The sequence below is a fragment of the Mesorhizobium sp. M4A.F.Ca.ET.022.05.2.1 genome, from assembly GCF_003998845.1.
In the GTDB taxonomy this organism is placed as follows: Bacteria; Pseudomonadota; Alphaproteobacteria; order Rhizobiales; family Rhizobiaceae; genus Mesorhizobium.
In genome coordinates this window covers 1-10,774 of record NZ_RZOJ01000026.1, presented here as the reverse complement: position 1 = coordinate 10,774, position 10,774 = coordinate 1, and the positions used below count along the sequence as shown (strand labels likewise).

9 protein-coding genes and 1 pseudogene are annotated in these 10,774 nt (G+C 64.6%); 5 read left to right on the top strand and 5 right to left on the bottom strand.

Going from position 1 to position 10,774, the window contains the following annotated elements; all coding sequences use genetic code 11:
* A pseudogene (locus EN745_RS36820) lies at nucleotides 1-443 on the top strand (thymidine phosphorylase); the annotation flags it as partial.
* Nucleotides 444-461: 18 nt separating this feature from the next.
* On the opposite strand, the gene EN745_RS05300 reads toward EN745_RS36820, so the two are convergent.
* From EN745_RS05300 to EN745_RS05290, 3 genes are all read right to left on the bottom strand, one after another.
* Entirely contained in the window at nucleotides 462-1,025 is a 564-nt protein-coding gene (locus EN745_RS05300; RefSeq protein WP_126058357.1) for a TIGR02281 family clan AA aspartic protease, read from the bottom strand.
* A 104-nt stretch (nucleotides 1,026-1,129) separates the two neighbouring features.
* Nucleotides 1,130-1,759, bottom strand: coding sequence for a uracil phosphoribosyltransferase (upp, locus tag EN745_RS05295; RefSeq protein ID WP_126058358.1), 630 nt, complete (start codon nucleotides 1,757-1,759; stop codon nucleotides 1,130-1,132).
* Between the two features lie 207 nt (nucleotides 1,760-1,966).
* Nucleotides 1,967-2,941: an adenosine deaminase gene (locus EN745_RS05290; RefSeq protein WP_126058359.1), complete on the bottom strand. Its 975-nt coding sequence runs from the start codon at nucleotides 2,939-2,941 to the stop codon at nucleotides 1,967-1,969.
* Between the two features lie 134 nt (nucleotides 2,942-3,075).
* On the opposite strand from EN745_RS05290, the gene ubiE reads away from it, so the two are divergent.
* The 3 genes from ubiE (at nucleotide 3,076) to coaBC (ending at nucleotide 7,350) form a co-directional block, all read left to right on the top strand.
* Nucleotides 3,076-3,852, top strand: a complete 777-nt coding sequence (gene ubiE, locus EN745_RS05285; RefSeq protein WP_126058360.1) for a bifunctional demethylmenaquinone methyltransferase/2-methoxy-6-polyprenyl-1,4-benzoquinol methylase UbiE — start codon at nucleotides 3,076-3,078, stop codon at nucleotides 3,850-3,852.
* A 28-nt stretch (nucleotides 3,853-3,880) separates the two neighbouring features.
* Nucleotides 3,881-5,455, top strand: a complete 1,575-nt coding sequence (gene ubiB, locus EN745_RS05280) for a 2-polyprenylphenol 6-hydroxylase (protein ID WP_126058361.1) — start codon at nucleotides 3,881-3,883, stop codon at nucleotides 5,453-5,455.
* Nucleotides 5,456-5,877: 422 nt separating this feature from the next.
* The gene (gene coaBC, locus EN745_RS05275; protein ID WP_210213729.1) at nucleotides 5,878-7,350 is read left to right on the top strand and encodes a bifunctional phosphopantothenoylcysteine decarboxylase/phosphopantothenate--cysteine ligase CoaBC; all 1,473 of its coding nucleotides are present in this window, start codon (nucleotides 5,878-5,880) and stop codon (nucleotides 7,348-7,350) included.
* A gap of 21 nt (nucleotides 7,351-7,371) precedes the next feature.
* On the opposite strand, the gene EN745_RS05270 is transcribed toward coaBC, so the two are convergent.
* Complete coding sequence (locus tag EN745_RS05270; RefSeq protein WP_127420704.1) at nucleotides 7,372-8,697, bottom strand: aspartate aminotransferase family protein; 1,326 nt, start codon at nucleotides 8,695-8,697, stop codon at nucleotides 7,372-7,374.
* 96 nt (nucleotides 8,698-8,793) lie between these two features.
* Here EN745_RS05270 and EN745_RS05265 point away from each other — a divergent pair, with 96 nt between their 5' ends.
* Nucleotides 8,794-9,636 carry a LysR family transcriptional regulator gene (locus EN745_RS05265; RefSeq protein WP_127420703.1) on the top strand — a complete coding sequence of 281 codons (843 nt, stop codon included), beginning with the start codon at nucleotides 8,794-8,796 and terminating at the stop codon, nucleotides 9,634-9,636.
* 30 nt (nucleotides 9,637-9,666) lie between these two features.
* Here the strand turns inward: EN745_RS05265 and EN745_RS05260 are convergent.
* A partial coding sequence (locus EN745_RS05260) for an MFS transporter (RefSeq protein ID WP_127420702.1) occupies nucleotides 9,667-10,774 on the bottom strand: 1,108 nt, incomplete at its 5' end.

The following is a 10,774-nucleotide window of genomic DNA, read 5'->3' as shown; positions in this document are numbered from 1 at the left end:
CAGGCATCCGACGCGCCACCGAGACGCTCGCCGGCGGCCGCGCGGCGGCCGTCTTCCAGCGCATGGTGGCGGCGCTTGGCGGCCCTGCCGATTTCATCGACAAGCCTGGGAAGTATTTGCCGAAGGCGCCGGTGGAGCTTGCCGTGAAGGCGCTCGAAAACGGCTTCGTCAGCGGCATCGCGACGCGTGAGATCGGGCTTGCCGTGGTCGGACTTGGCGGCGGGCGCACGCGGCCCGACGACAGGATCGATCACGCGGTCGGCATCACCAGGCTGTCGCCGGTCGGCGCGGAAGTGCATGCCGGCGAGCCGCTGGCGCTGGTCCATGCGCGCAACGACGCTGATGCCGAGGCGGCGGCGGCAGCCGTGCTTGCCTGCTACACGATCGGGGCGTCGAAACCGCCGGCGGAAAAGACCGTCATCCGGCGCGTCCTGCCGCGCTGACAGTCCGGTCCAGCGGCTCTACTGGACCAGGAGCAGCGAGCCGTTCTCGACCTGGTATTTCTGCAGCCGCTGCAGGAAGCTCATGCCGATCAGGTTGGTCTGCAGCGCCCGGTCGTCGATCACCACCGCCTGGACGTTCTCGACCGAGATCTTGCCGATCTGCAAGCGCTCGACCGTCACCACCGCGGCCTTGATGGCGCCATTGGCGGTGTTGACCTCGTGGATGAAATCCGAGGGGTTGAGCGAGATGCCGGCGCGGCGCGCCGTCGAGGTGTTGATGGCGACCAGCGTGGCGCCGGTGTCGATCAGGCCGTCAATCTGGCGGCCGTTGAGCTTGAAGCCGGAGGTGAAGTGTCCGCGCGCGTCGGCGCTGACCACGACCTTGCGGCCGAGCGGCAGTGCTGTCGCCGGCTTGTCGGGAACCGAGGCAAGGTTCAGGGCGGGCTGGGGCTCGGTGACTGGCTTGGAGGCGACTGCCGGTTTCAACAGGCCGTCGAGCATGTGCGGGTTCGACTGATAAAGGATCGGGATCGATGCCGATGTTCCGGCAAAGACGCCAAGGATGAGAAGCTTGCGCAGCATGGGACCGGCCTGTTTGAAGGCCGATCCTTAATCCCGACATGGTGTTTTCGTCTATAACGTGGGCCGAAACCGCGGCTTTGCGTAAACGGGCGGTAAACGGCGCGCTACTTGGTGCCGTACATGCGGTCGCCGGCATCGCCGAGGCCGGGCATGATGTAGCCCTTGTCGTTCAACTGGCGATCGATGGAGGCGGTGAAGACGGGAACGTCGGGATGCGCCTTGGTGAAGCGCTCGATGCCCTCGGGCGCTGCCAGCAGGCACAGGAAGCGGATGTTGGTGGCGCCGCGTCCCTTCAGCTTGTCGATCGCCGCGATCGCCGAATTTGCGGTGGCGAGCATCGGATCGACGACGATCACCAGCCGGTCGGCGAGATCGCTCGGCGCCTTGAAGAAATATTCGACAGCCTCCAGTGTGTCGTGGTCGCGGTAAAGCCCGATATGGGCGACGCGCGCCGCCGGAACCAGGTCGAGCAGGCCTTCGAGCAGGCCGTTGCCGGCGCGCAGCACCGAGGCGAAGACCAGTTTCTTGCCCTCGAGCGTCGGCGCCTCCATCGTTTCGATGGGCGTCTCGATCTCGGTCGTCGTCAGCTCGAGATTGCGCGTGACCTCATAGCCCAGAAGCAGCGAGATCTCGCGCAACAGCCGCCGGAAGCCGGCTGTCGAGGTCTCCTTCTTGCGCATGATGGTCAGCTTGTGCTGGACAAGCGGGTGGTCGACGACGGTGACGCCCTGCATGGTGCTGCTCCGGTGAGTGGTGAGTGGCGAATAGTGAATAGTGAATAGTGAGTGGGTTTGCGAGTCCTGATGGTTCGATGATTGCCTTGACGCGCCGAAGCGCGCGGGCAAACCATTCACCATTCACCATTCACCATTCACCATTCACCATTCACCATTCACCATTCACCATTCACCATTCACCATTCACCATTCACCATTCACCATTCACCGGCCTTTGGCGTCCAGCCGGCCCAGCAATATTGCCTTGGTCTTCCTGTCGACGAAGGCCGCCTCGATCGCCGTCCTGGTAATGGCGGTAAGCGCCTTGTCTTTTATCCCGAAATGCTCGGTGGCGATGTCGTATTCGCGCTTCAGCGAAGTCCAGAAATAGGGCGGATCGTCGGAGTTGAGTGTCACCCTGCAGCCCGCCGCCAATAGTTCCGGAAACGGATGGTCGGCGAAGCTGTCGAACACCTTGAGCGCGATGTTGGAACCCGGGCAGCATTCTAGCACCACGCCTTCGTCGGCGATGCGCCGGACAAGGTCGGGGTTCTCGATGGCGCGCACGCCATGGCCGATGCGGGAGGGCCGGATGTGGTCGAGCGCCGCCTGGACGCTCTCCCAGCCCATCAGCTCGCCGGCGTGGATGGTGATGCCGAGTCCGGCCTCGCGCGCGATCTCGAAAGCGCGGACATAGTCCTCGAACTCGCCGATGCGCTCGTCGCCGGCGACGCCGAAGCCCGTCACCAGCGGGTGGTCGCAGCGCGCGGCGAAGCGTGCCGCCTGCTCGATCGATTCGACGCCGACATGGCGCACGCCGGTGACGATCATGCGGGCCTCGATGCCGGTCTTGGCCTTGGCGCGCGCCATGCCCTCGCCAAGCGCGTCGGTATAGGCCTTGGGCGACAGGCCGGCCTTCTTCGCATGGTCCGGTGAGGTGAAGACTTCGGAATAGATGGCGCCGTCGCGGGCGAGGCTGGTCAGGTAATGGTCGGCCAGCCGCGCATAATCCTCCTCGGTGCGGAACAGGTCGGACGAGAAATCGTAGGCTGCCAGGAAAGAGGTGAAGTCATGCCAGACGAAGGAGCCGTCCTTGATATAGGGCGCGGTGTCCTTGCCGTATTTGCGGGCCTGGCTGATGACGAGCTCGGGCGCCGCTGCCCCTTCGATGTGGCAGTGCAGTTCCGCTTTCAAAGGCATTCAATCATCCCGTCGATTCGGTCCAGGTCGATAAGCCCGCCACCTGGAAGCGCGGCCGAACACCGCGCCTTAAACAATAGCGCCCGCACCATCGATCGGCTATGGTCCCGCCGGTTTTATGACGGATCAAAATAATGTCAGTTGAGAGAACCACGGCCGCGGGCGGTATGGAAACCTCCTATGGTTTCAAGCGGGTAGGGGCAGGCGATAAGCAGTCCCTGGTCAACGACGTTTTCCATAAGGTCGCCAATCGCTATGACCTGATGAACGATCTGATGTCGGGCGGACTGCACCGGCTGTGGAAGGACGCCATGGTGACGTGGCTCAATCCGCCGAAACGACCGGGCTGGAAGGTGCTCGACGTTGCCGGCGGCACCGGCGACATAGCTTTCCGCATCGTCGAGGCCAGCGATCGCCACGCGCATGCCACCGTGCTCGACATCAACGGATCGATGCTCGACGTCGGCCGCGAGCGCGCCGAGAAGAAAGGCCTGAGCGAAAGCACCGATTTCGTCGAGGCCAATGCCGAGGAACTGCCATTCGCCGACAACACGTTCGACGCCTATACGATCGCCTTCGGCATCCGCAACGTGCCGCGCATCGAGGTGGCGCTCGGCGAAGCCTATCGGGTGCTGAAGCGCGGCGGACGCTTGCTGTGCCTCGAATTCTCCGAAGTCGAGATGCCGCTGCTCGACAAGGTCTACGAGGCCTGGTCGTTCAACGCCATACCCCGGATCGGCAAGGCGGTCACTGGCGAAGGCGAACCCTACTCCTATCTCGTCGAATCGATCCGCAAATTCCCCAACCAGCAGAATTTCGCGGCGATGATTTCGCGCGCGGGCTTCGATCGCGTCTCCTTCCGCAACTATTCGGGCGGCATCGCCGCGCTTCATTCGGGCTGGAAGCTTTGAGGCGGGAGACTTTGAAGCAGGCTGGGCGATGAGCAGCGTCGGCGCCGCCTTTCGGCTCGCACGGGCCGGCTGGGTGCTGGTCCGCGAGGGCGTCGTCTCGGCGTTGCCGGGCGAGGAGCTCGACGGCCTGCCGAAGTTCGGCTGGCGGCTGGCCCGCCTGTTCACTCGCCGCCGCGCGCTGGCCTACAAGCGTGGCGACCGGCTGGCCAAGGCAGTGGTGCGGCTCGGACCCTCCTACGTCAAGCTCGGCCAGTTCCTGGCGACACGGCCCGATGTCGTCGGCAATGACATGGCGCTCGACCTCGCTTTGCTGCAGGACAAGATGCATACGTTCCCGCAGGCCGAGGCGATCGCCGCCATCGAGGCCTCGCTCGGGCGCAAGGTCGGCGATCTCTACGCCAGCTTCGACGGCGCCGTCGCGGCCGCCTCGATCGCCCAGGTGCACAGTGCCGAGACCGTGAACGATGGGATTGCCTCCCGGGTGGCGGTGAAGGTAATCCGGCCGGGCGTGCGCCGCCGCTTCTTCCACGACCTCGAAAGCTATTTCCTGGCCGCCCGTTTGCAGGAAAAATACATCCCCTCGTCGCGCCGGTTGCGGCCGGTCCAAGTGACCGAGACGCTGGCGCAGACAACCAAGATCGAGATGGATCTGAGGCTCGAGGCAGCGGCGCTCTCCGAGCTCGGCGAGAATACCAAGGACGATCCGGGCTTCCGCGTGCCCTCGGTCGACTGGGAGCGGACCGGGCGCGACGTGCTGACCATGGAATGGGTCGACGGCGTCAAGATGAACGACATTGCCGGTCTTGTGGAGGCAGGCCACGACCTCAGGGCGATCGCCGCCAACCTCATCCAGTCGTTCCTGCGCCATACTTTGCGCGATGGCTTCTTCCATGCCGACATGCATCCGGGCAATCTGTTCGTCGAGGCTAACGGCACCATCGTCGCCGTCGATCTCGGCATTGCCGGCCGGCTAGGCAAAAAGGAGCGCCGGTTCCTGGCCGAAATCCTCTACGGCTTCATCGTGCGCGATTACCAGCGCGTCGCCGAGGTGCATTTCGAGGCCGGCTATGTGCCGCGCCAGCACAATGTCTCGGCCTTCGCGCAGGCGATCCGCGCCATCGGCGAGCCGATCCACGGCCAGCCGGCGGAAACCATCTCGATGGCCAAGCTTTTGACGCTGCTGTTCGAGGTCACCGAATTGTTCGACATGGCGACCCGTCCAGAACTGATCCTGCTGCAGAAGACCATGGTGGTGGTCGAAGGCGTTGCCCGCACGCTCGATCCGGCCTTCAACATGTGGAAGACGTCCGAGCCGGTGGTCGGCGACTGGATCGCCGGCAATCTCGGCCCACGCGGTCTTCTGGTCGATGCGCGCGACGGCACCAGGGCCTTGCTGGCGTTGGCCCGCCAGGCGCCGGACATCGCCGCCCGCACCGAGCGGCTGTCGCGCGAGATCGACCTGATGGCCGAGCACGGGCTGCGCTTCGACGAGGCGACGGCACGCGCCATCGGCAAGGCCGAGGCGCGCCATACCCGCTCCGGTCGCGTGGCCCTGTGGGTGATCGCACTGACGCTGGTTTATATCATGTGGAAAATCTTGTGATTGCCGAGTGGTCGGTCAAACAGGAACGGACTACGTTGGCGGCATGGACACTTTGCCGATCGTAGAGGTGAGGCCAAACTATGGCTATGGGTATTGAAGGCGAGGCTCGCCGCGAGGTGCCTGCCGCTTTCAAGATGAAGCTTGAGCACTCACAGCCAAAGCTTTGGACAGGGATCGTGATCACCGAGGGTCACGAATTTGAGGGTCGCCGCGTTACCCTAACCCAACGACATCTCGAGTGGTCAGGTTTCGTCAACATTGTAGTTGAGGCGAGTCGACCGACGAGCGGCTCTGGGCAGTTAGCAGGCCTTCCTCCGGCTCAAGAAACCTGAACCGACTCGCCATCGTTTTGCGGTCACGCTTGCTCACAATTGATTGCATTGCTATCATTGCACTCGTGACGACGTGACGGGTGCAATCACATGGCCAGCATCACCATCCGCAACCTCGACGATGATGTGAAGGACCTGCTGCGGCAGCTCGCGGCGGAGAATGGCTGCTCGATGGAAGAGCAGGCGCGGCTGATGATCCGGGCGGCGGTCGAGGGTCGGGCAGGGCAGGCCGACCGCATCGAGCAGATCGAGAACACGCTGCGCACCCTGGCTGGTTCCAACCAGCAGGTAACTTCGGCTGTCGCTGTTTCCAGCAAGCCATCGCCGCGTGGCTCGTTGTCGGGCAAACGCATCCTGCTCATCATCGGCGGCGGCATCGCCGCCTACAAGGCGCTCGACCTGATCCGTCGGTTGCGCGAGCGCGGTGCGGCGGTGCGCGTAGTGATGACATCGGCCGCGCAGGAATTCGTCACCACGCTGTCGGTCGGGGCGCTTTCGGCTGACCATGTCTTTACCGAATTGTTCGACCGCAATGACGAGCACGATGTCGGCCATATCAGGCTGTCACGCGAGGCCGATCTTCTCGTGGTGGCGCCGGCGACCGCCGACCTGATGGCCAAGCTTGCCAATGGCCATGCCAATGATCTCGCCTCGACGGTGCTTCTCGCCACCGACAAGAAGGTGCTGCTGGCGCCGGCGATGAACCCGAAAATGTGGTCGCACACTGCCACGCGCCGCAACCGGGCGACGCTCGCCAAGGACGGCATTGCCTTTGTCGGGCCGGCCAAGGGCGAGATGGCTGAAAGCAACGAGGCCGGAGAGGGCCGCATGGCCGAACCGCTGGAGATCGTGGCGGCCATCGAGGCGATGCTCGACAGCAGGCCGAAGCCGCTGGCCGGCCGCAGGATCATCGTCACGTCGGGGCCGACGCATGAGCCGATCGATCCGGTGCGCTATATCGCCAACCGCTCGTCGGGCAAGCAGGGCCATGCAATCGCGGCGGCGCTGGCGAGGCTGGGCGCCGACGTCCGGCTGGTCTCCGGCCCGGTCAGCATTGCCGATCCGACCGGTGTCGTGACGACGCATGTCGAGACCGCTGGCGAGATGAAAGCGGCGGTTGAAGCGCTTCTTCCTGCAGACGCTGGGGTGTTCGTCGCGGCCGTCGCCGACTGGCGCACCGCCAATTCGGCCGGCGAGAAAATCAAGAAGGTGGCGGGCGAGGGGCCGCCGGCGCTGCAGATGGTCGAAAACCCAGATATTCTGGCCGGCGTCGGCCATCATCAGAAACGCCCCGGGCTGGTCGTCGGTTTTGCCGCCGAGACACAGGATCTGATCCGCAATGCCGAGGCCAAGCTGAAGAAGAAAGGCGCCGATTTCATCGTCGCCAACGATGTCTCGCATGAAAGCGGTGTCGGCCCCACCGGCGTCATGGGCGGCGACCGCAACAAGGTGCGCATCGTCTCCAAGACCGGCGTCGAGGAATGGCCGGAACTGAGCAAGGACGAGGTGGCGGCGCGGCTCGCCACGCTGATTGCAGAGCGCCTGAAAACCATCGTGGTCTGAGCGGCCTCCTGGCCGCCAGCCCTACTCCGCAGCGATGCCGGGTGCACTCGCGGCGAGCGACGCTTCGATCGACTCCGCAATGATCCGCAGGCCGAGATCCAGTTCCTGTTCGGAGATGGTCAGCGGCGGAGCGATGCGGAAGACGCCGCCCATGCCGGGAAGCTTGACGATATTCATGCTCAGCCCGCGCCGGAACGCTTCGGCCGCAATCGCGGCGCCGAGCTGGTGGTCCGGCTCCTTGCCGTCCTTGACGATCTCGACGCCGAGCAGCAGGCCGCGCCCACGAACGTCGCCGACGCATTCATAACGCTGCTTAAGCCGCGACAGTCCGTCGAACAGTTTCGCGCCCATATGCCGGGCGCGGTCGACCAGTTTTTCCTCCTCGACGACATCGAGCACGGCGATACCGACGGCCGCCGGCAGCGGGTCGGAGACATGCGTGGTGTAGAACAGAAAACCCTTTTCGTGCGCGGCGTCTTCGATGTCGACTGTCGTCATGACGGCCGACAGAGGCAGGCCGGCGCCGATGGTCTTGGACAGGGTCAGAATATCGGGGGTGACGCCGTCCCGCTGGAAGGCGAACATGTCGCCGGTGCGGCCAATGCCGGTCTGCGCTTCGTCGAGGATAAGCAGCATACCGCGCTCGCGGCACTTCTGTTGCAGTGCCGCCAGATATCCTTGCGGCAGTTCCAGTATGCCGCCGCTCGATAGGATCGGCTCGGCGACAAAGGCCGCCAGGCTTCCCGTCGACTGGCTGTCGACGAGGTCGAAGGCATCGCCGAGTTCGGTCAGCCAGTCCAGCGAGCCGTCGGCGTGCCTGAAGCGCGGCCGAAAACTGTTGGGGGCAGGGATGGCCAGCGATCCGACCGTGGCTGGGCCGTAGCCCTTGCGGCCGGCGCTGTAGGTCGCTGACGCCGCAGCCCCCGTCATGCCGTGCCAACTCTTGGAGAAGGCAACAATTTCGTGCTTGCCGGTCACCAGCTTTGCCATGCGGATCGCGGCTTCATTGGACTCGGCGCCCGTCGAAAGCAGCATCACCCTGTCGAGCCCGGGCGCCAGCGCCGCGAGGCGCTCCGCAAGCTCCACCACTGGGCGGGACAGCATGCCGCTGAAAAGATGCGCGGCCCTTTCTACCTGCCGGCCGGCGGTCGAGACGATCCTGGGGTGACCATGCCCGAGCAAAGCGGCCATCTGCCCGGAGGTGAAGTCGAGGATCGGCCTGTCGTCGGCATCGTAGACGAAGGAGCCAGCGGCGCGCTCGATGATGGCGGGCTCGAAGCTGCCGCCATAGCGGATCAGGTGCTTGCGCGCCGAATCCCAAAACCCAGGCTCCAAGTTTTTCGACATCTCTCAACTCCAGCAAGCGTTGCGCCAACAATCTAGCGGCTGGCGCGGATGCAGCAAAATTGATAGTTCTCGGATTCCGATATCAATGGATTTGATATGCTCGATCTCAAGCTGCTGGCGACATTCGTGCGCGCGGCGCACTCGGGAACCCTCAGTGCGGTGGCGGTACAGGTCGGACGTACGCAGTCGGCCGTGACAATGCAGGTGCAGCGCCTCGAGGAAGCCCTCGGCCAGAGCCTGTTTCATCGCAGCGGCAGCGGGGTGCGGCTCACCGGCAGCGGCGAGCGCTTCCTGGCCTATGCCGAGCGCATCCTCAAAATCCATGACGAGGCGATCTCGGCGCTGTCCGACAAAGGCCTGCATGGTTCGATTATTTTCGGCAGTCCCGAGGACTATCTGAGCGCGTTCTTTCCCGCGCTCCTGAAGGGCTTCGGAACCATATATCCCGATGTCGAAATCAAGGTGGTTTCGGCGCCCACCGTCGAATTGCGGACGCTTCTCAACGCGCGCCAGATCGACCTGGCGCTTGTCTCCAGTCCGAACGCAAGCGACGCGCATGTGCGCACCGAAGCGCTCGTATGGGTGGGCAGCAAGCCGGCGCTGGACCTCTACGATTTTGGCGACGTCGTGCCGCTGGCGTTGTCGGCGTCGAATGCCGTCGACCACAAGGCGGCTTGCGAGGCCATGGCGCGCGCCGGACTGCGCTACAAAATATCCTATGCCAGCAACAGCCTTGCCGGACTGATCGCGGTGGCGCGGTCGGGCCTGGCAATCAGCGTGATGACCGAGGATGCGGTGCCGTCGGACCTCCATATTCTGGGCGCGCCGCTTCCTCGCTTGCCCCAGCTTGGCATTCTGGTCGCCTTTGCCGACACCGAGCGATCACCCGCGGTCGAGGCCTTCGCCGATCACATCCGAGCCGTTCTGCCGTCTCTATGAGAACTTCCGCTCTCCGATTGTCTCCCGAGGTCAGCCCGTCGCTTCCTGTGGATGCGCGGCTGGCATAGCGATCCTGATGGCCGCCAGGCAGCCGAGAATGCCGAGCGGCACGAAAGCGAGGAACAGCCAGCCGGCAACGTTCGCCGCCGCATCGCGATTCAGGCCTTCGGAAAAGCCGCTGGCATTGGCGATGACGCCGGCGAGCGCCGCCCCTACCGCATAGCCGATGCGCTGCATGGTCGGCACCGCGGCGGAGGCGATGGTCTGCTCGCTATTTTGGGCGGAGGCCACGATGACCCGTGTCAGGAACGGCCAGCAGACGCCAAAGCCGCCGCCCTGCAGCAGGGCGCAAAGCAGGATCAGCGGGATCGAGCCCGCCGGGATCGTGTAGGCGAAGCCGGCGAGGCCGGCCGCGATCATCAGCGCGCCCACCACGATAATGAGCCTTTCGCGCTCCAGCGGCGCATTGGCGACGAGGATCGCCAGGATCGACCAGGCAATCGATTCGGCGGCGATGATGTAGCCGGTGGTCAGGATCGGGATGCCGTGCAGCGTGGTCAAAAGCAGCGGCCCGTAGATGGCGAAGGAGACGGTTGCCACCGAGAAGGCGGCCACCATGGTCATGCCGCTGCCGACCGGCGAGCGCCAGGAAAACAGCCGCGACGGAAACAGCCGCGAGCCCGGCTTCAGCGCATCGACGCGGAAGAACAACACGAGGCCGATCAACCCCAGCCCAAGCAGCAGCGAGGAGCGCAGCAGGGCGACATCGACGCCGGCGCTGGCGATCAGCACGACGCTGACGGCGAGGCAGCCGAGCGCGGCATAGGGGAAGGGCGGCGCCGTGCCCTTGTCCACCTGCGGCCTGGTCGCCTGCGGCGTGTCGAGCACGATGAAACTTGCCAGCGCCATGGCGGTGCCGCCAACCGTGAAGATGCCGAAGGCCCAACGCCACGATAGAAGCTCGGCCATGATGGCGCCAAGCATCGGGCCGCTGAAGGCGCCGACGCCCCAGATCGCCGACATGATGCCGAAAAGCTGCGGCCAGATGTTGCGCGGGAACAGCCGCTCGACCGAGACGAAGGCCAGCGACACCAGCGCGCCGCCGCCCAGCCCCTCGACCAGCCGCCCGGCAAGAAAG